Annotated in this window: 25 protein-coding genes; 13 read left to right on the forward strand and 12 right to left on the reverse strand. The window is 52.4% G+C overall.

Annotated elements, in window-relative coordinates; genetic code table 11:
• Positions 1-8 precede the first annotated feature (8 nt).
• Both ACO0K8_RS20025 and ACO0K8_RS20030 read right to left on the reverse strand, forming a co-directional pair.
• Entirely contained in the window at positions 9-443 is a 435-nt protein-coding gene (locus ACO0K8_RS20025; protein ID WP_422948415.1) for a VOC family protein, read from the reverse strand.
• 9 nt (positions 444-452) lie between these two features.
• Entirely contained in the window at positions 453-1,451 is a 999-nt protein-coding gene (locus tag ACO0K8_RS20030) for a GlxA family transcriptional regulator (RefSeq protein WP_422948416.1), read from the reverse strand.
• A 127-nt stretch (positions 1,452-1,578) separates the two neighbouring features.
• On the opposite strand from ACO0K8_RS20030, the gene ACO0K8_RS20035 reads away from it, so the two are divergent.
• The gene (locus ACO0K8_RS20035) at positions 1,579-1,992 is read left to right on the forward strand and encodes an MAPEG family protein (RefSeq protein WP_422948417.1); all 414 of its coding nucleotides are present in this window, start codon (positions 1,579-1,581) and stop codon (positions 1,990-1,992) included.
• Positions 1,993-2,061: 69 nt separating this feature from the next.
• On the opposite strand, the gene ACO0K8_RS20040 is transcribed toward ACO0K8_RS20035, so the two are convergent.
• Positions 2,062-2,814: a helix-turn-helix transcriptional regulator gene (locus ACO0K8_RS20040; RefSeq protein WP_422948418.1), complete on the reverse strand. Its 753-nt coding sequence runs from the start codon at positions 2,812-2,814 to the stop codon at positions 2,062-2,064.
• A 72-nt stretch (positions 2,815-2,886) separates the two neighbouring features.
• On the opposite strand from ACO0K8_RS20040, the gene ACO0K8_RS20045 reads away from it, so the two are divergent.
• Positions 2,887-3,822, forward strand: a complete 936-nt coding sequence (locus ACO0K8_RS20045) for an alpha/beta fold hydrolase (protein ID WP_422948419.1) — start codon at positions 2,887-2,889, stop codon at positions 3,820-3,822.
• 154 nt (positions 3,823-3,976) lie between these two features.
• Here ACO0K8_RS20045 and ACO0K8_RS20050 read toward each other — a convergent pair whose 3' ends face one another.
• Positions 3,977-4,465: a YybH family protein gene (locus ACO0K8_RS20050; protein WP_422948420.1), complete on the reverse strand. Its 489-nt coding sequence runs from the start codon at positions 4,463-4,465 to the stop codon at positions 3,977-3,979.
• 335 nt (positions 4,466-4,800) lie between these two features.
• On the opposite strand from ACO0K8_RS20050, the gene ACO0K8_RS20055 reads away from it, so the two are divergent.
• The 4 genes from ACO0K8_RS20055 to ACO0K8_RS20070 all read left to right on the forward strand — a co-directional run bounded on the left by ACO0K8_RS20055 (position 4,801) and on the right by ACO0K8_RS20070 (position 8,797).
• Positions 4,801-5,442 carry a YitT family protein gene (locus tag ACO0K8_RS20055; protein WP_422948421.1) on the forward strand — a complete coding sequence of 214 codons (642 nt, stop codon included), beginning with the start codon at positions 4,801-4,803 and terminating at the stop codon, positions 5,440-5,442.
• 91 nt (positions 5,443-5,533) lie between these two features.
• Positions 5,534-6,640, forward strand: coding sequence for an S-(hydroxymethyl)glutathione dehydrogenase/class III alcohol dehydrogenase (locus ACO0K8_RS20060; RefSeq protein WP_422948422.1), 1,107 nt, complete (start codon positions 5,534-5,536; stop codon positions 6,638-6,640).
• A complete protein-coding gene (fghA, locus tag ACO0K8_RS20065; protein WP_422948423.1) occupies positions 6,640-7,500 on the forward strand; it encodes an S-formylglutathione hydrolase in 861 nt (286 codons plus the stop codon). Before ACO0K8_RS20060 ends, fghA begins: the two co-directional genes overlap by 1 nt.
• A gap of 172 nt (positions 7,501-7,672) precedes the next feature.
• Positions 7,673-8,797 carry a beta-ketoacyl-ACP synthase III gene (locus tag ACO0K8_RS20070; protein ID WP_422948424.1) on the forward strand — a complete coding sequence of 375 codons (1,125 nt, stop codon included), beginning with the start codon at positions 7,673-7,675 and terminating at the stop codon, positions 8,795-8,797.
• Positions 8,798-9,069: 272 nt separating this feature from the next.
• Here the strand turns inward: ACO0K8_RS20070 and ACO0K8_RS20075 are convergent, their stop codons facing one another.
• A complete protein-coding gene (locus ACO0K8_RS20075; protein ID WP_422948425.1) occupies positions 9,070-9,864 on the reverse strand; it encodes a THxN family PEP-CTERM protein in 795 nt (264 codons plus the stop codon).
• 975 nt (positions 9,865-10,839) lie between these two features.
• Here ACO0K8_RS20075 and ACO0K8_RS20080 point away from each other — a divergent pair.
• The 5 genes from ACO0K8_RS20080 (at position 10,840) to ACO0K8_RS20100 (ending at position 15,539) form a co-directional block, all read left to right on the forward strand.
• A complete protein-coding gene (locus ACO0K8_RS20080) occupies positions 10,840-11,658 on the forward strand; it encodes a PEP-CTERM/exosortase system-associated acyltransferase (protein WP_422948426.1) in 819 nt (272 codons plus the stop codon).
• Positions 11,659-12,242: 584 nt separating this feature from the next.
• Entirely contained in the window at positions 12,243-12,734 is a 492-nt protein-coding gene (locus ACO0K8_RS20085; RefSeq protein WP_422948427.1) for a MepB family protein, read from the forward strand.
• A gap of 24 nt (positions 12,735-12,758) precedes the next feature.
• The gene (locus tag ACO0K8_RS20090; RefSeq protein ID WP_422948428.1) at positions 12,759-14,333 is read left to right on the forward strand and encodes an esterase/lipase family protein; all 1,575 of its coding nucleotides are present in this window, start codon (positions 12,759-12,761) and stop codon (positions 14,331-14,333) included.
• Positions 14,334-14,511: 178 nt separating this feature from the next.
• A complete protein-coding gene (locus ACO0K8_RS20095; protein WP_422948429.1) occupies positions 14,512-15,126 on the forward strand; it encodes a transposase in 615 nt (204 codons plus the stop codon).
• A complete protein-coding gene (locus tag ACO0K8_RS20100; RefSeq protein ID WP_422948430.1) occupies positions 15,018-15,539 on the forward strand; it encodes an IS30 family transposase in 522 nt (173 codons plus the stop codon). The genes ACO0K8_RS20095 and ACO0K8_RS20100 overlap by 109 nt, the downstream gene beginning before the upstream one ends.
• Before the next feature lie 104 nt (positions 15,540-15,643).
• Here ACO0K8_RS20100 and ACO0K8_RS20105 read toward each other — a convergent pair whose 3' ends face one another.
• Positions 15,644-16,240, reverse strand: a complete 597-nt coding sequence (locus ACO0K8_RS20105; RefSeq protein ID WP_422948432.1) for an HAD-IA family hydrolase — start codon at positions 16,238-16,240, stop codon at positions 15,644-15,646.
• 368 nt (positions 16,241-16,608) lie between these two features.
• On the opposite strand from ACO0K8_RS20105, the gene ACO0K8_RS20110 reads away from it, so the two are divergent.
• Both ACO0K8_RS20110 and ACO0K8_RS20115 read left to right on the forward strand, forming a co-directional pair.
• A complete protein-coding gene (locus ACO0K8_RS20110) occupies positions 16,609-17,826 on the forward strand; it encodes an efflux RND transporter periplasmic adaptor subunit (protein WP_422948434.1) in 1,218 nt (405 codons plus the stop codon).
• A gap of 2 nt (positions 17,827-17,828) precedes the next feature.
• A complete protein-coding gene (locus ACO0K8_RS20115) occupies positions 17,829-21,068 on the forward strand; it encodes an efflux RND transporter permease subunit (RefSeq protein ID WP_422948435.1) in 3,240 nt (1,079 codons plus the stop codon).
• 152 nt (positions 21,069-21,220) lie between these two features.
• Here ACO0K8_RS20115 and ACO0K8_RS20120 read toward each other — a convergent pair whose 3' ends face one another.
• The 6 genes from ACO0K8_RS20120 to ACO0K8_RS20145 form a co-directional block, all read right to left on the reverse strand.
• Positions 21,221-21,925, reverse strand: coding sequence for a PEP-CTERM sorting domain-containing protein (locus tag ACO0K8_RS20120; RefSeq protein WP_422948436.1), 705 nt, complete (start codon positions 21,923-21,925; stop codon positions 21,221-21,223).
• Between the two features lie 159 nt (positions 21,926-22,084).
• Complete coding sequence (locus ACO0K8_RS20125) at positions 22,085-22,894, reverse strand: SPFH domain-containing protein (protein ID WP_422948437.1); 810 nt, start codon at positions 22,892-22,894, stop codon at positions 22,085-22,087.
• 282 nt (positions 22,895-23,176) lie between these two features.
• On the reverse strand, positions 23,177-23,332 hold the full coding sequence (locus ACO0K8_RS20130; protein ID WP_422948438.1) for a DUF3149 domain-containing protein: 156 nt from the start codon (positions 23,330-23,332) through the stop codon (positions 23,177-23,179).
• Positions 23,333-23,440: 108 nt separating this feature from the next.
• On the reverse strand, positions 23,441-24,967 hold the full coding sequence (locus ACO0K8_RS20135) for a cytochrome D1 domain-containing protein (RefSeq protein ID WP_422948439.1): 1,527 nt from the start codon (positions 24,965-24,967) through the stop codon (positions 23,441-23,443).
• Entirely contained in the window at positions 24,964-26,166 is a 1,203-nt protein-coding gene (nirJ, locus tag ACO0K8_RS20140) for a heme d1 biosynthesis radical SAM protein NirJ (protein WP_422948441.1), read from the reverse strand. The genes ACO0K8_RS20135 and nirJ overlap by 4 nt, the downstream gene beginning before the upstream one ends.
• An 11-nt stretch (positions 26,167-26,177) precedes the next feature.
• The gene (locus ACO0K8_RS20145) at positions 26,178-26,723 is read right to left on the reverse strand and encodes an Lrp/AsnC family transcriptional regulator (protein ID WP_422948442.1); all 546 of its coding nucleotides are present in this window, start codon (positions 26,721-26,723) and stop codon (positions 26,178-26,180) included.
• Between the last annotated feature and the right edge of the window lie 4 nt (positions 26,724-26,727).

Consider the following 26,727-nt stretch of genomic DNA (forward strand, 5'->3'; position numbering starts at 1 on the left):
GGTCGAGCTTAAGCTGAGTGGACCGGCATATCGGATCGCGCATAAGGCGGCCCCTTGAGTTCAACCACATTGCCCTCTGGATCATTGAGGTACAGCGAGGGGCCGTCGCCTTCGGCACCATAGCGGGTCGCCACCGCACCAACCGTTATCCCCTTGGCCTGCAAAAATTCGCGTATCGCGTCGGCGTCGAAGGGCTCTAGGCGCAGACAAAAATGATCGAGATTGCGCCCGCCAGCGCCAGCAGCGGCACCGCCGCCCTTGCCCAGCACGCCATCTACCGGCACCAGATCAATTAAATGCTGGCCAGCGCGCAATTGCACCAGGCCGATATCGTCTAGTCGCCGCTCTACACGACAGCCCAAAACGCCACAGTAAAAATTGAGCATGCGATCGAGATCGCTGACGCGTAACACCAGATGATCTATACCAACAATATGTATCATATTTTCTTTCTAACGACGCCGGTACATGGCGGGGGTTTCGCCTACTTGTCTGACAAATAGGCGGGAAAACGTGGCGACGTCAGTGTAGCCGACTTGTTCGGTAATGCGCGCGATGCTCATGCGGCTGCTATGCAGGAGCTGCTTGGCCTTATCTACGCGCGCCACTTGCAATAGGCCTAGCGGCGTTTGCCCGGTCTCGGCTTTAACGCGCCGTAATAAGCTGCGGCTGCTGACATGAAAAGCTTGCGCCAGCGTCGCCAGATCGTAGCGATCAGTCAATCTTAGACTAAGCCATTGCGCCACCGACTGTGAAAATGTAGGTAGGCGTGCCGGCAACAAACTGCTATCGAGATACGGTGCCTGACTAGTACGCTGATTCGGCAGCAGCGCGATACGGGCCGTGGCGCTGGCGATTTTTGCGCCCAGTGCGCGTTTAACCAGATGTAGCGCCAGATCAAAAGTGCAGCTGACCGCGCCGCAGGTGATGATGCCGCCATCGCTGACCAAAATGGCATCCGGGCTGATCTGCGCGGCCGGGTAGCGACTCGCCAATTCAGCCGCAAACAGCCAGGCGGTGGTGGCTTTACGTCCCGCCAGCAAACCGGCCCCGGCCAATAAAAATGCACCGACACAGACCGCGGCGACCTGCGTGCCGCTAGCAAACAGTCGCTCAATTAAGGCCAGCTCGCGCGCCAGCGCCGTCAACCTGGCATCCCAATCTTCATGCTGCCGTATATCTAAGCCCGGTACGATCAGCACATCATAAGCCCCCTGTGCGCGCGTCACAGCTAGCGCGACGCCACCCGCCACCGTCACAGTACGACCGGCCACGGCGATCAGTGCTATCTCAAAAGCCTGACACCCTCGCTGCGCAAGAGCGCTGGCGATATTACTGGCGATACGCAAGATATCGGAGACCCCGAAGATCTCACTAGCCATGCAATTCTCATAGGCCAGGATGGCGATACGCAAGGGCGGCTGGGCGCGTGCCGAAGGTCGAGTTGGCATATTCTTTGAGCGTGGCGAGCTTACACACGATTTGGCGATAATCACCTCATAATAGGCGATATAGCCAATATCTGGCAAGTGCACTCAGAGCCAGAATGGGGCTTCCGATTTCACCAGAAAGCCTGTCATGAGTCACTCAAGTTTAGCCCTATTATTGTATGGCGCATGGTCGTTGACCCTGCTGTATGGCATTGCGATTTTGCGCGCCAGCATCACCATATCTGGCCAGCGGCGGCCGAATAATTTTGCAATATGGGGCGAGGATATTTCGCCGTTTTCCTACCGTTTATGCCGTGCGCACGCCAATTGTTACGAGAGCCTGCCGGGCTTTGCGGCGATCCTCTTGGTCGCCATCACCTCCGGCCATGCGCAGATTACTGACAGCCTGGCGCTATGGGCAGTAGCCGCCCGCGTCTGCCAATCTACGGTACATTTAATCTCGACCCGGCCCTACCCGGCCATCGCCAGATTTAGTATGCAGTGTGTGCAGATAGCGATACAAACCGTGTGGGTAATCGCCTTAGTGCGGCTAGCAGGCTGAACAGTAACGCTATTAGTGGTTTTTAGAAGTTCCCTAGCGATGTAGTCCTTTGTGCATAGACATAAAACTCTAGCGTAACAGCGACACCGTGCGCAGCGGTCGCACTACACTAGAAGGTGTCATGCCAAAAGTAGAGCGAAACATGTTGCTAAAGTGCGAAGAGTCTGAAAATCCGGCGTCCAGCGCGGCATCGGTCAGACTTGCTTGCGTACTTAATGCCAGCATGGCGGCGCGCACCTGGGTCCAGACCCGATAACTACGATAACTCACGCCCATTTCCTGACGAAACAGATGATTAAAACGTGAGCTCGATAGCTGCGCTATTTGCGCCACGCTGTCGCGCTGCATACCACGCTGCATGCCAGCGCCCAGGCTGGCTGCGCGCATGGCCTGCACACTGCGCAGCACCCGCGCATCGATAGAACCGGCGGTATGCATATCCCAACGCAACAGCGCCGGCAAATCAAAGTTGTGTAAATAGCGATCCATGCTGCTACGGCAAGGCGTATGGCTTACCGGGTCCAGCACTACAGTGCCGAGCCGCCCAAAGTGCCCGCGCAAACTGAGTGCTTGCGGCGAATCTGGCTCCAGGTACATGAGCGCAACATGCTCTCCACATGGGTCAAACATATGTTCGACACTGGCGTCTATCAGGGCACTGCGACAACTTGCAAGCTGGCCACCGGGCAGGTGCAAGCCAAAGCGCCCCGACAGGCCCAGTAGCAAAACCGGCGCGGCATGCTGATGCCAGCCCGTCGCCGGGATCTCGCCAAGATATAAAGCCCGGTCCCTGCCTAGCGTAAGTGTGTTGAGTGCGCGCATAGCCCAAACCTACAAGTAGTTAATCAAAAACACAGTTAGCATGCCCGATTCAAAGCTTATACGGAGATCATCTTGAAAAAAATTTTACTCGGCGTTTCCCTGATCGCACTGGCCGCTTTGGCCGCGCTGGCAGGCGCGTATTACCTATTGCCACAGCATTTTGTCGCTCCCTTGATTGCGCTCAATCGCGCCAGCGCCGGTTTAACAGAACACACCGTGCAAGTCGGGCCACACCGCCTGCACTATCTGGCCGGCGGCAGCGGAACACCGGTAATCCTACTGCATGGCATTTTTGCAGAGAAAGATCACTGGGTCGATTTTGCGCGGGCAATGAGCGGCCCCTATCAGCTGTTACTGCCCGATTTACCTGGTTTTGGCAGCAGCGGACCGGTGGCCGGCCAGACCTATGACTATGCGGCGCAGGTGGAGCGGCTGCGTGCCTGGATGGATGCCATCGGCGTTCAGCAAGCCCATCTCGCCGGCAGCTCGATGGGCGGCACCATCGCCGCCCTGTTTGCGCAACGCTATCCACAACGTGTGCTAAGCGTCGCATTTATTGGCGCACCGCACGGCATACGCACCCCCAGGAGCAGTGTGATGGACGGTCTGATTGATGCTGGTGCCAACAGCCCGTTGATCCCGGAAAACGAACAAGAGTTTGAGAAAATGCTCAAGCTGCTATTTGCGCAACGTCCATTTTTACCCTACCCGATTACCCAGCGGGCGCTGGCAGACGCCTTGCGCGACGCACCAGGCAAGCTGCGCATATGGAATCAACAGCTCGCCGACCGCTATCTACTCGATACCCGGATAGCCACAATAGATCAGCCGGTCTTGGTACTATGGGGCGCGCAAGACCATCTATTCGATGCCTCTGGTGCGGCGGTTTTGCAGCGACGCCTGCCAAGGGCAGAAGTTCAGTTGATCCCCGATGTCGGACACTTGCCTATGATGGAAGTGCCACGCGACAGCGCCCAAACGTATAGCCGTTTTCTCGGACAAAAATAAATTCATCCTGGTTGCGGGATCTTAGCGAAAGAAATTCTGAGGGCTAGTCAGGTATTTCAGATCACCGGCACATCTGAGCAAGCATCGTGTCGGGTGCTTGCGCGGTAGCCGGCGACTAGCTTCTTGCGGGGTTTTCCTCACTCACGACGCTGCATCATTTGGCGACGCAATCGCAGACCTCATTCCCTTTATCAAAAATGATGCGCCAGGTACCCGGCGCTTCGAGCCGCCAGATAGACGAAAAGCGCGCGATCAATTTACCTCTGGCGTTATACACTGGGCCAGAACTGTGCGCCAACGTGCCACTGTCCAGCACTTCTATCTGATCCGCTGCCCAGCTAAACGGTGGCTCCGCTTTGAGGTAAAACGGCCGCCACCCCTCAGCGACCTGCTGTTTGCCGCGTAACACCTTGTCGTTAGAAAAAAACACCGCTTCTTCCGATAAAAACTGGCTGAAAGCAGCATGGTCACGCTGCGCCATGCTGGCAGCAAAAGCCGTTTCGGCGGAGCGTACTTGCTGCTGCAGTTGCGCCAGATTTTGCGGCAGATGTTGAGCTTGCATTGGCGACATGCTGCTGCAGCCAGCGACTTGCGTCAGCCAGCAGAATAGCAACAACAGCGAGATGAATTTAAGCTTAGGCATAGCGAACTCCTTAGAAAACCACAGCCTAGCATAGGCAAATCTTCTTTTGCTTATTTACAATTAAGCGCCTAAGCAGCACCATTGCCTGATTTTAAATCAGCATAGGCCAGAGGCGCAGTATCCATGCGGGTTGGCAGCCATGCATGCTTGAAGAAGCGCATGGAATATGCGCGCTGGCAGGGGTGCTTGTAAATGATCAATTCAGCTTACCCAGCCTAGCCCAATTTGATACGCGTCAACAAAAGCGTGGCTAAATTGACGGCTATGGTTTTGTGGCGCAAGCTGGGCTTACAATCCGCGCGTTCACTCAATCTTCACCGTCACTCTACACCGCCATGACCACTGTTACGCCGCCTACCGTCCCTGCCCCGATCGCACCGCATACCTTGTTTGAAGACATGTTGGCCATTTTTACCGGCACCCTGTTTGTCTCACTCGGTGTGGCGATGTTTAATCAGGTCGGCTTACTCACGGGCGGCACTGCGGGTCTGGCATTTTTGCTGCATTACCGCACCGGCCTGTCGTTTGGTCTTTTGTTCTTTTTGATTAATCTTCCGTTTTACTGGCTGGCCTGGCGCCGCATGGGTTGGCGCTTTACGCTAAAGACCTTTTGCTCGGTGGCGCTGGTGTCGGTCATGGCTGGCTTGCATCCTAAACTGCTGTCGCTGGCGACGCTCTCTACCATCACGCCGTTTTATGTCGCCATCATCGGCGGCCTGATGATGGGGGTGGGCTTTATTGTGTTGTTCCGGCATCAGGCTAGTCTGGGCGGTATCAATATTCTGGCGCTGTATCTGCAAGACAAGCATGGCATCCGCGCCGGCAAACTGCAGATGGGCATGGATGTGCTGATCGTGATGGCCTCGCTGTTGGTGGTCAGCCCGCTGGCCTTAGCGGCATCGATACTCGGTGCGGTGGTCTTAAATCTGGCGATTACCCTCAATCACCGGCCTGGTCGCTATATGGCGCTGTCTTAATTTCGTCCGCATGGAAACATAGGAAGTTCAGCAGAGCTGGCAAGCTTCATAGATAATAGCTTTTTTATTATCCGTCCAAGAGAATAGCTCTATGAAAACCAAAGCCGCAGTTGCCTGGAAAGCCGGTGCCCCACTGACCATAGAAGAAGTCGATCTGCAAGGCCCGCAAGCCGGTGAAGTCTTAATCGAGATCAAGGCCACCGGGATTTGCCATACCGATTATTACACGCTATCCGGTGCCGATCCTGAAGGCTTGTTCCCGGCGATACTCGGGCATGAAGGCGCCGGCATCGTGGTCGATACCGGCCCCGGCGTAACTAGCCTGCGTCAGGGCGACCATGTGATTCCGCTGTACACGCCAGAATGTCGCCAGTGCAAATACTGCCTGTCACGCAAGACCAACTTGTGTCAGGCGATACGCTCTACCCAGGGCCGCGGCTTGATGCCAGACGCCACTTCGCGCTTCTCGCTGGATGGCAAGCCGCTATTCCATTACATGGGCACCTCGACCTTTTCGAATTACATCGTGGTACCCGAGATCGCGGTCGCCAAAGTGCGTAGCGATGCGCCTTTCGACAAGATCTGCTATATCGGCTGCGGCGTGACTACCGGCGTCGGCGCCGTGGTGTTTAGCGCCAAGGTCGAAGCCGGTGCCAACGTGGTGGTGTTTGGTTTGGGCGGTATCGGTCTGAACGTGATCCAGGCTGCCAAGATGGTCGGTGCCGACAAGATCATCGGTGTCGATATCAATCCACGCCGCGAAGCGATGGCGCGCAAATTCGGCATGACGCATTTCATCAATCCGAATCAGGTTGAGAACGTGGTGGATCATATCGTGCAACTGACCGATGGCGGCGCTGATTATTCGTTTGAATGCATAGGCAATACCAAGGTCATGCGGCAGGCGCTGGAATGCTGTCACAAGGGCTGGGGCCAATCTTTCATCATCGGCGTGGCCGAAGCCGGTGCCGAAATCAGCACGCGCCCTTTCCAACTGGTTACCGGGCGCGAATGGAAGGGCTCGGCCTTTGGCGGCGCTCGTGGCCGCACCGATGTGCCGAAAATCGTGGACTGGTATATGGAAGGCAAACTGAATATCGACGATCTGATTACCCATCGCTTACCATTAGAGCGCATCAATGAAGGCTTCGATCTGATGAAGAGCGGCGAATCAATACGTTCAGTGGTGTTGTTCTGATGAGTCAGCTCGAGTTACTTAGCGAGCACCGCTGCCATGGCGGTGCGCAGCGCTTCTACCGCCATGCGTCAGAAGAAATCGGCTTGCCTATGCGTTTTTCTGTGTATCTGCCACCGCAAGCGTTGGCGGGAGAAAACTGCCCGGCCCTGATGTTTTTGGCCGGGCTAACCTGCAGCGAAGAAACCTTCATGATCAAGGCTGGAGCTCAGGCTATCGCAGCCAGAGAAGGCATGATCCTGATCGCGCCGGACACCAGTCCGCGCAACGCCAATTTTCCCGGCGACAACGAGTCCTGGGATTTTGGCGTGGCTGCCGGTTTTTACCTCGATGCGACCGAGCAGCCGTGGTGCCGCCACTATCGTATGCATAGCTACCTGACGAAAGAACTGATCCCCTTGCTGATCACCGAACTAGCGGTCGATGCGCAGCGTCTCGGTATCATGGGTCATTCTATGGGCGGCCATGGTGCCTTGGTGTTGGCATTGCGCCATCCCGAGCTGTTTAAAAGCGTTTCAGCCTTCGCCCCGATTGCCGCACCGATACAAAGCCCGTGGGGTCGTAAGGCATTTAGCGCGTATCTGGGAGCGGATCAAACAAGCTGGGAAAATTACGACGCAAGCGCCTTAATGCAAGCGCAAAGCAGTGTGCCTTTTCCGGAGGGAATTTTGATCGACCAGGGTTTAAACGATCCCTATCTAGCAGAGCAACTGCACCCGGAACTGTTTGCACTCGCCTGTAAAAATCTGGGGCAGCCGCTCAATTTACGCCAGCATGAAGGCTATGATCATGGTTATTATTTCATCACCAGTTTCATAGAAGAACATTTATTGCATCATAAAAAACAGCTTTCCTCTTCTTGATTTTATATTAAAACTTAATAGCGGCATAAGAAATAGAAGGTGCGAGCGCCCACTCACACCTTCCGAATAAGTACTCTATTTGCGCGCTGATTTTTATTTGCCGTAGACAATTTTGTGTAAAATTGTGCGACATGGTCGCGCATCGCGCCCACCCCGATAAGAAAGTATCAAGATGAGCAAAGTAGTCATCAGCGGCACCGGTCTGTACACCCCATCCAACTCCATCTCCAACGCCGAACTCGTCAGCAGCTTTAACGCTTACGTGGCGCAATTTAATCTTGATAACGCCGCTGCAATTGCCGACGGCTCGGTCACAGCCTTAGAAGCGTCGAGCGTAGAATTTGTCGAAAAAGTCTCGGGTATCAAATCGCGTTATGTGATGGAAAAACAAGGCATTCTGGACATCACGCGCATGGTGCCACGGATACCGGAACGCAGCGATGACGAACCTTCCATCATGTGTGAAATGGCAGTTGCCGCATCGCTGCAGGCACTAGAACGCGCTGGAAAAACGGCGGCCGATGTCGATGCCGTGATCGTCGCCTGCAGCAATCTGCAACGCGGCTACCCTGCCATTGCGGTAGAAGTGCAAGGCGCACTGGGCATAGAAGGTTATGGCTACGACATGAACGTGGCATGCTCATCGGCTACCTTCGGCATACAAGCGGCAGTCAGCGCGATACAAAGCGGCCAGGCGCGTGCCGTATTAGTGGTCAGTCCGGAAATCACCAGCGGCCATCTGAACTGGCGCGATCGCGACAGCCACTTTATTTTTGGCGATGCCTGCACTGCCATCCTGTTAGAGCGTGCCGATCTGGCCACCTCCAAGCATCAGTTTGAAGTAGTTGCAGTGAAATTAAAAACCCAATTCTCGAACAACATCCGCAATAACTTCGGTTTCTTAAATCGCGCCGACGAGTCCGGCATAGGCAAGCCAGACAAACTATTCCACCAGCAAGGCCGTAAAGTCTTTAAAGACGTCTGCCCTATGGCCGCCGCCATGATCACCTCGACCACGGCCGCCGCCGACATCCAGATCAGCGACATCAAACGCTTCTGGCTGCATCAGGCTAACCTCAACATGAACCTGTTGATCGCGCGCCTGATCTTGGGACGTGACGCCACCACCGAAGAATCGCCAACGATTTTGGACACTTACGCCAATACCTCATCGGCCGGTTCCATCATCGCCTTCCACAAGCATCAGGAAGACCTGGCCATTGGCGCGATTGGGGTGATCTGCTCGTTCGGTGCAGGTTACTCGATAGGCTGTGTGGTGGTGAAGAAGCTGGGGTAAATCCCGCAGCTGTTTAAAAAAGCTCGCCGCGTGCGAGCTTTTTTATGTCTACCCGCTTGATGCCTAACAATGGGCGTCCAGCACAAGCATTAAGGCTACAGATTAGCGCCTTCTTCGGCGAAAGGAAAAAGCTAAAAAAAAGATCCAGCGCCGTATTATTGCAAAACGATGCTGAACCATTTACTTGAGCTTATTTATTCAGGCGCTAAACCTGATTCGATAAACCGATACTAATACTGCCCCTAGCTTAGTGCTGCATTTGCACCATCTGACTAAACAGACTTGCGGCGCCCTGCAATACCAAAACCAAGCAGACCCAGACCCATCAGGAATAAAGTCGCTGGCTCAGGAACTTGGCGCACAGAGACCAACACATCGACAGAGCTGGTCACACCTTCAGCGGTGTAGACCAGATTAGGACCAACAAACATGGCATTAACGAAATTACCCAGCATAAAATCAACAATCCAAGTAGTGTTGTCATTCGCCGTGAATGTTACGCTCTTTAATGCTTCTATCTTAACAGCGTAAGAATCATCGCAAATAGAACCATTTGGATTTGGAACTGGGCACGGCGTTGTATTCGGAGTTTCTGTGAATGCAATTTCAACCGGATTAGTATTATCCAAAACTACGGACGCACCACCATTACTGTCGGTAATCATGAAGCGATCAAGGATGGTCTGATTAGTCCAGCTAATTGCGTCATTAATCACATTGTTAAAGTGTGACAATCTAGACATCGTCGTCCAGGAAGTGCCCAGTGCGCCGCCGAATGTCTGCAAATTCATACCGCTACTCGAAGAGCCTGCGCCGTTACCCACACCCCAGCTAATGTCATGGTAGGTATCAGTTGAAGTAGGATTAACGCCAAGTGTGCCATTCGATCCAGTAGTATTGCCCGCCGTATTAACTCCATAATGAATAGCCGTATTGGCTGGGTTCTTTACAAAGCCACCCGCCTCAGTAAACGTAAACAGAGGTACCGCGCTAGCTGCCATGGAAGTAAATGCCGCCGCTGCGATAACACATACCGTTAAAGCTTGTCGTAATGTATTGAGTTTCATGATATCAATTCCTTTCGTTACACAATAAAGATGAGGTATCCAATCACTAAGTCGTTCAATTTAGAAACAAGATACGTGAACGCCTTCACTTGACATTAGCAATGAGCGTGCCACCAGCAAATAAATCTCGTAGGCTATTGATATCTATATTAAAAAAAATATAACAGGTTTATAAAATGCAAACAAATGCAAACAAATGTAAAAAATGTAAGATATTTCGACAAGTATTAAATGGCTGTGTGCATTAAATCCAGCTATCCGATTATTCAGGATAAATGCTGATGTTTTAAGAATCTCTGAATTGCCTTGAACCGGCGGCATCAGACAATAAACCATTGCCACTCTGGTAATCGTCTGATACTTGGCGCAACGCCTTTATGCTGCAGATTGACAGGAAAAATACGGCAGCGGCGCAATTTATTCTCTACTGGCAAGTATCCCACCTGGCTCCCCCTACCGAAGAAAATCCCCGCTCAGGCCCTGGGATTTGATGCGTGAATGCAATACGTTAAAAAATCAAAATCTCCTGCAAATACTCACGCGCTTATTGTGTTTGGGGAGCTAAAAACCTATGAAGAATATCGAATCATCAATTCCATATGAGATTTCAAAGCACGTTATGATGTGAGAAATATATTGTCATAAATTACATTAATGCCTATGATTTACACGGATCAGTGGATTTTAGAAGATAAAGGACTTACGCAAAATCGCCCCAGCTTCGTTGCATCCGCCTTGCCGTACTAAAGTAAGTCTTCGGCGGTACGCCTAGCGAGAACAATTTTGCGTAAGTCCTAAGATAAAAAAGAGAGATCTTGCACTGATCAATTTTAGGTATCGCCCGGAGAATTTTCCCCTTTTGCAACAGAAAGTGAACTCCTCCCAAAATTTGCCTTGTTTAACGAACGCGACAGAACCGTAATTCGTAGAGTCTCCGCATTAACACGATGTAGTGCAACATATTGGGGCTAGGCAATGGTAATCCAGAGACTGTTAGGCAAGCGGGACTTATTGGTTCCTTATTTTAAGTTCCGTAAAAAACTGCAGAACGATTTACAGTCGGCATTACTCAATGAAATTTTTGCGCTTCGCTATGAAGTATATTGCCTCGAGTGTCACTACCTCCCTCCAGAGGAGTTTCAGAATGGTTTAGAAAGCGATGAATATGACGCATGTTCAGTGCATTTTGCGGCGTTTACGCTTGATGACATGATCATAGGCACAGTCAGGCTAGTGCAACCGGCCGACAAACAAATCTATCCATTCGAAAGCCATTGCAGCGTTTTTGACGGCTATGTAATGCCACCAAGGGAGCAAGCTAGTGAAATTTCCCGATTGGTCGTCAAAAAAACCCACAGGCGCCGGCGCGGCGACTCCATGCAAGGGATTTCGGAATCCTTTGCAAAAAATGGCAAAACTGCCGCGATACAACCGCATCACGGCGGTGATAGACGAAAGGGAAATAGCCCTATGCTGTTACTCGGCTTATACCGGGAAATGTACCGGCATAGCCGTCAAAATGGCATTCGTTTTTTGTTTGCCGCCATGGAGCGATCATTAGCGCGTTCACTGGACAAGATGGGCTTTCGCTTCGTACCGATTGGCCCCCAAACCGACTACTATGGTCCGGTGACCCCATTCATTGTCGACCTCGATGAGCTCAATGAGCGATTAACCCGGGAGAATAAATTTCTGGCCGCCTGGTTTAATGACGAGCCGATTCCCATGTCGGTAATAATCAAAACGCTAGCCGAAAGTTTATGGGACAAGTGGACGAAAAAAAATCTCCCCTAAAAAAATAAATAAACCGTTAAAAATCATCAATGACTACGCTCCCCCCCAGATTTGCCCGCAGCCTGATACCTTCGCAGTGACAAAAAACCAGCACGAAAAAACTATTTCGCCTCGGCGAAATAACTCTTGCAGGCTTTTCGCCGGGCCGCAAATAAGTCTCCGGCCTATCGCGTGTTGCTGGACGAGCCCAGGGTAAATAGCAAATCAATTATGACCGCGCGCGATTTCGTGCAGCTTTGTCCTATACTCGAAAAGAGCAATACCTTTCAGCGCGTTCCTCTCGATACGCTAAATCAACGAAGCGTTCGCATTAGCTTCGGTTACTACCAACGATAGCGCGGTGGCCGACAAAGCGTGATCTGCTCGTTCGCAGCAGCTTACTCGATCGGCTGTGTGGACGTCAAAAAACTGGGATAAATCCCGCCGCTGTTTTAAAAAAATCTCGCCGCGTGCGAGCTTTTTTTATGCGCGCAGCCAATGCGGGCAATGACCAGCGCTGACACCGAGAGTTATAAAGGATACAATGCTTTAATCAAGACTTTGCATCAACCTTAAACTCACCCCTCCTATTTATGCAGCACGCCATGCTAGATCTACAGCTGATCACACAATTGGTTTTTGATCCAAACAATTTCAGCTACAGCGCGCCACAAAAAGAAGCGGAAAGCGCAGAGTACGCAGCTGCCAGCTTCACCCTAAACGGCAAGGCGATACGCTTTCGGCTATCCAAAATTACCCCGACCAAGATCGGCCAATTTGTCACGCTGTGGAAGCGTATAGGGCAAAGCACGATACAGCCATTTGATGCTGACGACCCATTAGATTATGCGTTGATCGCATGCCGTCATGCAGAAAATTTTGGGCTGTTTATCTTCCCGATGGCGCTCTTGCTACAACAGGATATCGTGGCGCAAAACGGGCAAGGCGGCAAGCGCGCCATCCGCGTCTATCCGCCCTGGGATCAAACGCTCAACCGGCAAGCGCAGCGCACGCAAGCCTGGCAACTACACTACTTTCTAAATCTTAGCAGCAACACGCCTATCGATATGCAGCGCGCCCTCAAGCTATTTGCCTAAAGCCTCAGAAAAACAGGAAACCAGATGCCGGCACCAACGACAATAAACACGACTGCAATCAAAGAACAATCCAGAAATTTATGCGTGGTGTTTGTACACGGCTGGAGCGTGACCAATACCGATACTTACGGCGCCTTGCCAGAACGCTTGCGTCTGGAAGCTGCCAGCGCCGGACTGGTGCTACAAGTTGAAGATATTTTTCTGGGGCGCTATATCAGCTTTCACGATGAGGTGCAGCTCAGTGATATTACGCATGCCTTTGATTGCGCCATCCACGATCAACTGTCCGCGGTACTGGCCGATGGCACGCGCTTTATCTGCATCACCCACTCCACCGGCGGCCCGGTAGTACGCGACTGGTGGCATCGTTATTACCAGCAACGCGCTAGAGCCGGCATCTGCCCCATGAGTCATTTGATCATGCTGGCACCTGCCAATTACGGCTCGGCGCTGGCGCAATTGGGCAAGCAGCGCATAGGCAGATTAAAGGCATGGATGGGCGGCGTAGAGCCTGGTCAAGGCGTACTCGACTGGCTAGAACTAGGCAGCAATGCCTCCTGGGATCTCAATACCGACTGGATTATGAGCGACGGCAGCCAGATCGCCCCAGACGGTTGCTTCCCGTTTGTGCTGACCGGGCAGAGCATAGACCGCGCCTTTTACGACAACCTCAATACCTATACCGGCGAGATCGGCAGCGATGGCGTAGTACGTACCGCTGCAGCCCATCTGCAAGGCGCTTACTTGGGTCTGGTACAAGAACCGCCCAAACCCGACCCCGCCCAGCCAGGCATGTACCTCGCCGCGACGCTGGAAGTGGGTAAGTATCAACAGGCACCGCAAAGCGCCTTACTGGTGCTGGCCGGGAAATCCCATTCCGGCGAAAAAATGGGCATCATGCGCAGCGTCCAGGCAGCTTCCAGCGATACCCAAAGCGCGGCCACCGTGGCGGCCATACTGGCATGCCTGCAGGTACAAACCAGCGCGCAATACGCCAACCTGTGTGCCGAATTTGCGATTGCGACTGAGCAGGTACAAGCGCGTAAAGTACTGGAAACCGAAAAACATTTTCTGATCGCCGACACCCATTTTTTCCACGACAAGCATGCCATGTTGATCTTTCGGGTGCGCGACGACCAGGGCCATGCCATCAGCGATTTTGATTTACTACTGACCGCCGGACCAGAGGCCGACCCGAATCATTTACCCCAGGGATTTTTTGTCGATAGACAGCGCAATCAGCGCAACCCGGAAGTGATCACCTATTACTTCAACCGCGACGTCATGAAGGGTTGCGATGCGATTGTCGATGACGAAGGAAATATCCTGCGCGCAGCGCTGCCGGGTGCCGGCATGCTAGGTTTTAAGATCATCGCCAGACCCGATACGGGCTTTGTACACTACCTGCCCTGCGAGATCAAGGCGACAAAGGAAATGCTGGAATCTGCGCTGCGCCGCAACAGCACCACCCTGATCGATATACGCTTACGCCGCATCGTCCACAAAGAAGTATTCCGCAGCGGCCCGCTACTGGCAGGCGGACAATCTGTGGACTTTGCCAACGTCCAGCCTGGACCCGAGATCGTCGACACGAAATAGGAACACAACGAAGCCTGCATCAATCTTAAAAAACGACTAGCCCAGCGCGCAATACCGGTGCGGCTTGCAGGCCGGCATGGCCTGCAAGCCGCATGGGATATGCGTGGTGGCCAGGGGGGGCGGTCTAAAGTAACAAGTGCAACACTTCTGTACACTTTCAAAAAGACAGGAGTGAAATATGAGCTACACACATTTAACTGAGTTAGAACGAGAATTTATCGCAAGGCAGTTACAGGAGAAGCAAAGCAAGCGAGAGATAGCCAGGCAACTGGGGCGCAATGTCACCTCGATTTGTCGCGAGGTAAAAAGAAGTTGCGATGAGCATGGCCAATATAGACCCATCCATGCGCACCAAAGAGCGCATCAGAAACGTCATATTGCCAGACGACAGCGCAAATTGGCCTCGCGCTATGCGGAAGGATTATGGGCGAAAGTCCGGTTTAAACTAGAACGGGCCTGGTCACCGAATCAGATTTCTTTATGGTTGCAAAGAGCATTTCCAGATACTCCGGATTATCACGTGTCACATACAACGATCTATCACCATATCTACCTGTTGCCTAAGGGCGAATTAAAACGCCAGATAGTGAGCAACTTGCGGCAGGAAGGTAAAAAACGTAAAAGCGCACGCAAGGCAATGGTAAACCATGGATTAAAGACCTGGTGCACGCGCGCCCTGAGGAGGTGGAATTACGTACGCGTCTGGGGCATTTCGAGGGCGATTTACTACTGGGCAGCATTCATTCGCCCGGTGCCGTTGGCGTCCTCTACGAGCGGACCAGTCGCCGCGTGAGTCTGATTAAATTAGAGCGACGCGACGCTTATTCTGCCTACCAGGGTTTTGCCTGTGTTTTATCTAAAATGTCGCTCGGAGCCTGTCTCACCATGACCTACGACCAGGGCTCAGAGATGGCAGAGCACGAACGGATCACGGATGCCACTGGAATCAAGGTCTATTTTTGCGACCCACATAGCCCCTGGCAACGTGGCGGCGTCGAGAATACCAATGGCTTATTGCGTCAATATTTACCGAAAGGCATGGATATGTCAGCGCTCACGCAATATCAGCTCAATCGCATTGCCATGAAATTAAATGAACGTCCTCGTGTCACGCTGAAAGGACGCACACCAAATGAGGTGTGGACACACATGCTTGATGGCTTAACATTTGAAGAGGCTACCAATCAGCCTCTTCTAAAAATCTAGTGTTGCACTTGGAACTTTAGACCGCCCATTTTTAATTCAATTAGGATGGATGCAAGCCGCGTTTTTACATAACTTCGCTTTGCATCTGCCCCTGCTTGTGCTCACTAAAGCAGCGAATTTTCTCTCAGCACACGCTCGACTTCGTCCAAACCACAAACATGAAATGCGCGTATGCCTAGCTTGCGTGCGGAGTAAACATTCTCTAGCGAATCATCGAAGAAAATCGTTGCGTCAGCGTCCTCACCGCATTCATGAAGTGCGCGTACTAAGCATGCCGAATCCGGCTTGATAAACCCCAGCAGGTGCGAGGAAAGCGACAAGTGAAAATACTCACGAAAGCCATTGAAACGCTGCCAATGGATGGCGTTCGAATTACTTAAACATGCCACCGTATATTGCTGACGCAGCTGTTTTAGTAATTCGATTGCGCCCGGGTAGAAAGCTTTCGGCCATGTAGCAAACTCGGCGAGGAAAGTGCTAACGTCGAGCGGAAGGCACCATTCCTCAATCAAGCGCGTCGCAAATATTTGCGGCGATGTGATACCTAGTTCGAACTCTCTGACTATAGAACTAGCAAGCCACTTACTCTTAATTTCCGTGTTGGACAAATTTGATGGCAAGAGTTTGTTTAAGCGCTCAAAGCAAACGTTCTCTACGAGCACGCCACCAAGGTCAAACAAGAGTAAGTTCGGGCGTTTCATATGTGTCTTAACTAGCGTATATAAAAACCCCGTTTTGCAAGCGCAAGGCAAGCAAGCTGGAAAAGCTTGTATAAAATTGATGGGAAATTTGATTCATTTAACAAGTGTGCCGTATTTACGAGGCTTAACGCAAGTAAAGCGGCAGTATCCAGCGACGTTTTAACATCGACTGGCCTAGGCACCCGTCCTCCTAGGGCGATCGCCACCCTGCAAATATCCAAGTATTAACACAACTCATCCCCGCAATTTGACGCTTCATCCCATTAAAATCGCCATTCAAAACCTTGGCCCTTGAAGCGCTTGGCTTGCTCAGTGATACTCCAGCATCCGTATTTCCTACAACAATGCTGCAAGCCCAGGGATCTATCATGTTAGCTAAAACACTCATCGCACTCGCCATCACCGCCACTCTGGCGGCCTGTAGTCATGACAAAGAGAAAGATGCCAAAAGTGGCGAGGCGGCTACCAGCGCCAGCGCGGTAGCAGAAAAAGTCAGTGACGATAAAAAGAAGAACGAAAAGCCAGCGCCCAAATTACTCATCGCAGCCGAAGACATCCTGACAGTGCAAAGCAATGCACTCGCTTCCGGCCCGGTGATCACCGGCTCGATACAGCCTGAGCGCAAGGCCGATCTGCGTTCTGAAGTGTCGTCCGTGGTACTGCAGGTGCTGAAAGAAAATGGTGAAACCGTCAAGCGCGGCGATGTCTTGGTCAAACTCGATGAAACCTCGATCCGCGATAATCTCAACTCTGCCGAAGACAATGCGCGCAGCGCCGCCATGTCGCTAGACCAGGCCGAGCGCGCCTTGCAAAGACTCAAAACCCTACGCGCTTCGGGCATGGCATCTTTGCAGGCACTCGATGAAGCTGAGGTGCGCAAGAACACGGCGCAGAGCGAACTCTCGGCCTCTAAAGCACGGGCCGCGGCAGCGCGTCAGCAATTGCAACGCACAGTGCTGCGCGCGCCGTTTGACGGCATCGTCAGTGAACGGAAAGTGTCGGCCGGTGACACCGCCTCAATCGGCAAGGAAATGCTCAAAGTGATAGATCCTAGCAGTATGCGTTTTGCCGGCCGCGTCTCTACTGACAAGATTGCCATGGTCAAGGTAGGGCAGTCAGTGAGCTTTCGCATCAATGGTTATGCAGGACAAGAGTTTCGCGGCAAGGTCACGCGGCTAGACCCGGCCGCCAACGATGTCACGCGTCAGGTCGAAGTCTTGGTGGCGTTTGCCGATGTCGCACAACCGAAAGTCTCGGGCCTGTATGCCGAAGGCAATATCGAGGCGCAGAGCGTGAATGCCTTGACACTGCCGGAGGCGGCTTTGGTCAAGGTCGGCGATAAATCTTACGCCTGGCAAATCAAGGGCAAGAGTCTGGCACGCGTCGATCTGCAAATCGGCAGGCGTGATCCGCGCACCGGCGATTTTGAAATCCGTAGCGGTTTGGCTGCCGGCGACATCGTCATGCGCAGCCCTAGCTCTAGCTTTAAAGATGGCCAGAGCATAGAGCTGGCAGTACCTAAATTGGCAGTGCCTAAGCTGGCACTGGCTGACAACGCTGCTAACGCTGCTGCGCAAGGAAAATAATCATGTTCCTCTCCGACTTCAGCATTAAACGACCGACGGCTACTATCGTCCTGATCCTGGCCCTGATGGCGATGGGTTTGCTGGCCATGACAAAACTGCGCGTGAATCAAAACCCCGATGTCGAGGTGCCGGGTCTGGAAGTGTCGATCGCCTATCCCGGCGCCTCACCCGACACGGTAGAGCGTGAAATTATCAACCGCATAGAAAAATCCCTGCAAAGCATCTCCGGCGTGACCGAGGTGTATTCCAGCTCAAAAGAGGGTAGCGCCAGTTTCGAGGTCTTGTTTTCCTTCAAGAAAAACATGATAGAAGCTAGTGACGAGGTGCGCAATGTGATCTCTAGCGTGCGCTATAAACTGCCTAGCGAAATGCGCGAGCCGGTACTTACGCGCTTTGATCCGTCTACCCAACCGATCATGAATATGGCACTGTCTTCCAGCAGCCAGACTCATGCAGAAATTTCGCGTCTGGCCGAAGACACACTTGCAAATAAGCTGCGCGGCATCAGCGGCGTCGCCACCGTAGTAGTGAACGGAGCACTCAAACGCGAACTATCGGTACTTTTACGGGCAGAAAAGCTGCGCGAATACAATGTCTCGGTAGGCGAGGTGGTCACCGCTTTGCGCAACCAAAATACCAATGCGCCAGTCGGCAAAGTGCGCGGCGCACTCGATGAGGAAAGCATACGTCTGGTTGGCCGCATAGAATCACCGGAAGAATTCCAAAATATTGTCGTCAAGCGCAATGGCGAACAGATCGTGCGTCTGGCGCAAGTGGCCACCATCCAAGACGGCTTTGCCGACCTGAATGGAATGAGCATACGCAGCGGCAAACCGAATGTCGGCATACAGGTAACCCGCTCACGCGATGCCAGCACGGTCAGCGTCGCCACTGCAGTGCGCGAGATGGCCAAAGAAATCAATAAAGATCTGGAAAAAACTCAGCCCGGCACCAAGCTGGAAGTGACCCGCGATGGAGGCAAAGATGCGCAAAATAGTCTGAACAATGTGATCGAATCGCTGATTTTCGGTGCGGTGCTAACGATTTTTGTGGTGTATGCCTTTTTAAATTCCTGGCGTTCTACCCTGATCACGGCACTGAGTTTGCCGACCTCGGTGATCGCAGCTTTTATCGCGGTCTGGCTATGCGGTTTTACTCTCAATTTTATGACTTTGCTCGGGCTGTCGCTGGCGATAGGGGTGCTGATCGATGATGCGATCGTGGTACGAGAAAACATCGTCCGCCACATGCAGCGTGGCTCGGACCGCCGCACGGCAGCACTGGAGGGTACCGCTGAAATCGGCATGGCAGTGGCCTCGACCACCTTTTCCATCATCGCCGTGTTCATCCCGGTGGCTTTCATGCCTGGTATGCCAGGCGAGTGGTTCCGCCCGTTTGCTCTAACCGTGACTTGCTCAGTACTGGTCAGCCTGGGAATCTCCTTTACGCTCGATCCTATGCTGTCGGCTTACTGGGGCGACCCGGCCGACCACCATAAAGCGCCAAAAAAAGGCATCAGCCTTGTATTGGCGCGCTTTAACGACTGGTTTGATCATCAGGCCGACCGTTATGGCAATGTGATCGCCTGGGCCTTGCATCACCGACGTGCCATGGGTGCGATTGCCTTAGTCAGTCTGGTCAGCGCACTGGCCCTGCAAGTGAAATTCGGCGGCACCAGTTTCTTGCCAGTGGCCGACTCTGGCAACCTGATGATAGAGGTGCGCACACCGTCCTCGTCCTCACTGGAATATGCACGTCTGAAAATGGAAAGAGCCGCCGAACTGGCGCGTACTCTGCCGGAAACCAAAGACACCAATAGCAATATCACGACCGCCGGTGGCCGCATCTATGTTGATATCGGCAAACGCAATGAAAGAAAACGCAGCGCCAAGGAAATCGCGGTTGAGCTGCGTGAAAAAGTGCGGGTACTGGTCGGTGCCGAATATGTGGTGCTCGATGATTTGAACAACGGTGCCCGAAAACCGGTACAGATAGAATTTACCGGTCCCGATTCGCGCAAACTGCTGGAAATCACCAACGCCTATATGGAAAAACTGCGCATGGTGCCGGGCGCGGTCGATATCGGTCTGTCTGAGCAAGATCCTAAAAAAGAGCTGAAGATAGAGCTCAATCGCGGTCTCGCCAACTCCATGGGAATCTCGGCCAGCGATGCGGCGCAAGCCCTGCGCGTGGCGTTTGCTGGAATAGAGGTGGGCGATTGGGTAGATCCTACCGGCGAAGCGCGTGATGTGGCGGTACGCCTGCATCCGGATGACAGGGTCAGCAAAGAAAATATAGAACGTCTGCCGATTGCCGTCACTGGCACCAATCAGATGGTGCCGCTAGACCAGATCGCAAGCCTGAGCATGGGCAAGGGTCCGTCCGGCATAGAACACGCCAACGGCAAACGCACCATTACGGTCTCAGCCAATGCCCAGGGCCGCTCTAACGGCGAAGTGATTGCTGACGCCATGAAACTGGCAGAATCCTTTAACTATCCACCTGGTTATGGTTTGTCGCTGGGTGGTTCGGGCCAGGATCAGCAGGAAGTGTTCGGTGCCATGCTAATTGCCCTGCTGTCAGGTATAGGTTTGATGTACCTGATCCTGGTGATACAGTTCGGCTCCTTCACGGCACCGCTGGGTGTGATGTTGTCTTTGCCGCTGTCACTGATAGGCGTCGTGCTGGCTCTAATGCTGACTGGTGGCACCCTCAACCTGATGAGCTTCATCGGCATCATTATGCTAATGGGTCTGGTCGCCAAAAACGCCATTTTGTTATTGGATGCGGCACGCAAACAAGAAGCCGAAGGGGCCAGCCGCGAAGACGCCTTAATGCATGCTGGACGCATGCGCCTGCGCCCTATTCTGATGACCACCTTTGCCCTGATCGCCGGCATGATGCCAGTCGCGATTGGCCTAGGTGAAGGCGGCGAGTTTTACCGTCCGCTGGCGATTGCCATCATAGGCGGCACCATCACCTCGACCATTCTGACCTTGCTGGTAGTACCGACCTTCTACGACAGCATAGAAATAGCGCGTGACCGTATGATGGAAAAAATGCGGCTGCGCATGGAACGCACTAACCCGGTAGTCGGATTTTGTTTGACGATGCTGGAAGCCTTGATGACCTTGATTTTCCTACGCTTAATTTATCGCGCAGCCAAGAAAGCGTTTCAATTGCTTGCCAAGCGCAGCAGTAAGATCAAATTGACAGCAACAGTACCGATCGCCAGCGAGTAAGTTAGCCTCGCCAGACGAGCAAACATGATTTCCGTTTTGGGCCTGCGTTTGCAGGCCTTTTTTTGCGCACAGCGAATTAACAGGCGCAAAGGCAAAAAAAATCGCATGAATTAATCACGCGATTTTTGAATCAGCGATTAAACTTTTTGAGCTTAATCGGCTTGTTCCACTTGCTTTCTTTTACGTGCGATCCCGGCGAACAGACCCAGGCCCGCCAATAACATGGCATAGGTTTCTGGTTCTGGTACCGGTGCCGTCATACTTGCCACTTGGCTGGCATTGAGTGCATGGTCATAAGTGCGGATGTAGTCAACTGCGCCAACGCCAGCTTCAGCTTTATTGGTGGCGACGTCATCCATGAAAAAATGCGCAGGATTACTGCCGAAATTTGCATGATTGCTGCTGTCGTTAAAGCTAGCGATTTGCGCGCCATTGACATACATGGTCACCATAGAAGCTGCGTCACGCGTCAAGGTCAATCGTGCATCGACGCCATTGGCGAGACTGGAAAGCGCAGCGGCGTCAGGGTAAAAACTCCATTTTGTGCCATAGGCGTACATGCCAGTGTCGCTCGCCAGATTACTGAAGTCGACTATCTTTTGATACCCACCCAGATTATTCAAATGAAAGCTCATATCAACGGTGTACACGCCGCCCAAAGCCACATCCATCTTCAGCCCCTGGTTTTTTCCAAAGCTGTAGTCGTTAGCGCTCAGGCTACCGCCAGCACTCACCAGAGCAGGTCCGCCGAAATCGTCATTCAGATTGCCATTCAAACGGTATTGATGAGATTGAGCAGCAGCGCTACCAGAGATTGCCAATAACAGCGCGGTGCTCAGAACATATTTCAGTTTCATGAGAGTCCTTCAGATGGATTTAAAAAAATAAGTCCCGAGTATCCTGATCTAAGCGACGGCAGTCAAACAAAATTTTGTAAAATACACATCTAATTCTGTAACAACTGGAGCAACATTTGCATGTCGCCCCACAAACAGCAAGCGAAGCGCATTCTTCAATTACTTGGCGTTGACGATGCCCCGGAAATCGAAGGGCACTACGATGGTATTGACTTTGCCGTTGGCGACGCCTTCGGCGATTTTCAGGTTGGCCATCGCGTTCATGTAACCTATCGCTCCGGCATTGGCATTGAGTGCGGCAATCCGTTCCGCTTCTTTTTTAGCCGTCTGCACTTCTACTTCCTTGGTCTTGAGTTCATTCTGGGCGCGTACCAATTCATTGGCGCTATTGACGATGATGTCGGCGGGAGTGATTGCACGCACCTGTATCTGCGAGACCGTAATTTTGTCGGCCAGTTTTTCTTCGGTCAACGTCTTGATGATGTTTTCGCGTATCTGCTGCTCGATCAATGGGCGATTATCGGCCATCTTGAGCGATTCATAGCCACGCGCCACCTTGTAGGCGGCATTGCGCGCACTCAGGGCAACGTAATTTTGCATCAATAAAATGTCTTTGTCTTTTTCTGAGATTCCATGAAAAGTACGATTTTTGGTGGTCCATAACTCAGATACCGCGCTAGGGTTAATGTTGTACACCACCGTCATATCGAAATCCTTGATGGTCGAATTATCCGAAGCCAGCGGCGTCATATTATCGACAGCCACCGCCACATCCTGGATCTTGAAAGTGAGAATATCGCCGATGATGGTTTGATTAAAGGTGCCCGGCAAACGCTCGGCAGGATCAGTGGTTTTATCAAAATTAATCCGCAAGCCAACTTCGCCGGTACCGATGCGAGTACAGCCGCTGTTCAGCAAGATCATCGCAGTCAACAACGGGATAGAAATTCGGGTAAAAAGTTTTTTCATTTGCAGTATTCCTTAGGCGTTTTAATGTGGGCTCACCGTCAGCTTGACGCTCAGCTAGATTGAGAAGCTGGTGGCAACAGATACACGCAAGAGAATAACTCAAAATGGGATCAGTCTTTGCCCCAAACTGCATGAGTTGAAGCACGAATGATCAGCGGAGAAATTATGCCCTGCCCTGACACGCAATCCCCATGCGGGCTGCAGGGCAGGCAGGCCGGAGAGGCGCATGGAATATGCGCACTGGGCCTATTAAAATTCAAACAAGAGTAATCAGGATACCGACTACTTATTGATTTTTTTCTGCTCGGCGAGCGTCTCTTCATCCATTTTGCGGATGAAAAAACGGATGAAAAACACGCCCATGCCTATCATGAAGGCGATACCGGCAATACTTGCACGACCGTAGTCAGTGGAAAAAAGATCGCTTAACAATTTCATGGCTTACTCCTAAATAGTCAATCGCCTCAGTATGCAGCGCTTTAATTTCTCCAGCCTTGATGTCCATCAAACGCGGCTGTTTGCGCTTACTATCGTGCTCGCAAACACCTAATGGCTGGTGCCGGCCGAGCGCGTAATTTTATTGAAGACATTATATTTACCGCTAGGCTTTTTCATAGGAAGACGTTTCACCACCTGCAGGGTTTTGGCATCGTAAATCACCAGTTCGCCATCGTTCTCCCAGATACTCACCAATGCATATTTGCCGTCGCGGCTGAACTCGGTGTGGGCGGCCACCTTGCCCGGACTGGGGCGTAACTGGGCGATCACTTCGAGTTTTTGTTTGTCTATGATCTGGATCACGTCACGGTCTTTAGTGCCGTTAAATACATCGACCCAGGCGTAAGGCGTATTTTCGTGGCTGCGCATGAAAAAGCCAGGCCCCAAGGTTGGAATTTGCTTTTCGATTTGCCAGTTCGTCATATCGACGACAGTGACCACACCTTCTTTTAAGTTAGGTGTGGCCAGCACAGGCTTGCCTTGATATGCCCAGGTAATGCCCGAGCCCAGATGCGGCATACCGGGCAGCGCCACCGTGGTGATTCTTTTGCCGGCATTCAGATCGATAACCTGACCCACGCCACCACGCGAAGATCCTATCAAATGGGTGTAACTGCCATCGAAGAAAAAATCATCGACGTAGTCATCCAACTGGATGCGGCGTGGCTGAAACGATGGTGTGCCATTTTTATCGGTATAGCTGAATTCCCATACTTCTGGGATATCTTTCAATGCGGCGATAAAACTATTGCGCGGGGCCGCGTCATACACGGCCGACACGCGTGAGGATTTACCGCTATCGTCTTTGACGTCTATGATTTTGACCGGCCTCAGGTCTTGGGTGTCTAGCACTACCATACTGTGCGGCAGATAATTGGCAATCATGGCGTAACGACCATCGCTGGAGATGGCCAGATTGCGGGTGTTGATACCGACCCGTATTTCGGAAATTAATGTCAGATTCCAGATATCGTATTTAGCGACCCAGCCATCGCGCGAGGCAAAATACACATAGCGCCCATCGGGCGAAAATTTAGGGCCGCCGTGCAGGGCATAACGGGTGGCAAAGCGTGTAATCGGTTCAAACTTGTCGCCATCCAAAATCGTCGCATGATGGTCACCCAGTTCAACCACGATAAATAAATTCAGCGGATCGGCCGTGAACACCGGCGTATCCGGCAACTTGTTGGTCTGATGAGCTATGCGCGAGGCTTGCATCTCCTTGAGACCCCAGACTGGCGTGCTTGCCAGCGGTGTATAGATCAAGTCAGTCAGCGCCTTTACTTCGGCGGCGTTGAGCTTATCGCTAAAGCCCGGCATCTGGGTCGCGATGCGTCCTTCGGCGATGGTTTTGATCGCCTCCGGACGGCGCAAACGTTCCAGATTGCCCGGCAATAAGGCCGGGCCGTTCAGTCCTAGTCTATCGGCACCGTGACAGGAAGCGCAATTGGTCTGATACAGGGCATTGCCGTCTATCTTGGCCTCGACCACCGCAACAGGAGCATCGGCAGCAGCGGCAAATGTGGATGCCGCCAGCAAGCCTAACAACAAAGTATTCAGAGGCCAGGGCATCATGCTATTTTTACTCCGCGGATAGGAATATAAGGCGATAAGGTGACACGCTCGCGTTCGCCGCTGACTCCTATCTCTTGATCAGACAGATAACAAGCCGGATCTTCCTGCCATGGGTCGTTAGTCAGTTGCAAGGCGCGCACCCGGGTATTGCCGCCGCAGACATCAAAATAACTACACTCACCGCAGCGCCCTTTAATTTGACGTGGCACTGCTTTCAGGCCTGCCATTAAAGGATCAGAAACATCGGTCCAGATATCAGAAAATTTGCGTTCGCGCACATTGCCCAGCGGATAATGCCACCAGAAGGTATCGGGATGTACCACGCCTAGATTATCGATATTCGCGACATTCACGCCTGAGGAATTGCCACCCCACTGCGCTAATTTGGCACGCAATGCCGCTTCACGTTCCGGAAAGCGGGCGCGCACCCATTGCAATAGATAGACGCCATCAGCATCGTTATTCCCGGTGACAAATTCTTTTTCCAGACCGCGCTGTAAATACGACCAGCAGGTATCAAATAACAGATCCATGGCGTCGCGCGTAGTCTGCAAAAAGGCATCGTGGGCGCGATTTTTGTTGCCACGCCCCGCGTAATTCAAATGCGATAAATAGAATTTATCGATGCCTTCCTCCTCCACCAGTTTGAGCAAAGCCGGCAGATCGTGGGCATTGTCTTGCGTCAGTGTGAAGCGCACACCGATCTTGATACCAGCATCGCGGCACAAACGCACCCCATGCAGCGATGCATCAAACGCACCTTGCTTACGACGAAATTCATCATGGGTGGCACGCATGCCATCTAAGCTGATGCCGACATAATCAAAACCGATCTCAGCGATTTGCGCGATATTGCTTTCATCGATCAGGGTGCCGTTGGTGGACAGGCCGACATAAAAACCCATCTGTTTGGCGCGTCTGGCGATCTCATAAATATCCGGGCGCAATAAAGGCTCACCACCGGACAAGATCAGCACCGGCACCCCGAAACTCTTCAGGTCGTCCATGGTGGTAAACACTTCGGCCGTGCTCAATTCTCCGGCAAAATCCTTATCGGCAGAAATCGAATAGCAGTGCTTGCAAGTGAGATTGCAGCGGCGTATCAGATTCCAGATTACTACCGGCCCGGGCGGATTGCGCTTAGGTCCTAGTGGAGTTGGTGCGGCGATTTCATGCATATATTGGCTGATACGAAACATGATTTTTTCCTCTATGCGGTAGGCTGAGTTAATGGCTTAGGAGCGTTTTTGGCCCTATTTTTTTCTGATAATCTCAAACCAGTTTTTTTCAAAATACGGGTGCTATACAAAATCTCATGCGCGCGCACTTGCGCTCCCAGTAGTATGCCAATCTGCACCACCTGGACTTCCACTTCTTCGCGGCTCTTACCATGCACCATGGCAAACAGGTTGTACGGCCATTGCGGCAAATTGCGCGGGCGGCGGTAGCAATGGCTGACGAAAGGCAGCTTGCCGACCTGCTCACCGAGCTGGTCTATCAGCTCATCAGGCACATCCCAGACCGACATGCCATTGGCGCGATACCCGAGCGCGTAATGATTCGGCACCACGCCTATGCGACGTATCACGCCGCTACCCTGCATCTGGCTCATGCGCTGCATCAATAACTCAGGGCTGATCTGCAATTGTTCCGCGATCTGATGGTAGGGCCTTGGCACCAGCGGCAAGCCGCCCTGGGTGGCGACGATGATGGCGCGGTCAAGTTCGTTGTGATTATTTTGATGGTCGTTATTCATAAGG

This window comes from Undibacterium sp. Ren11W, from assembly GCF_049340485.1.
Lineage (GTDB): Bacteria > Pseudomonadota > Gammaproteobacteria > Burkholderiales > Burkholderiaceae_D > Undibacterium.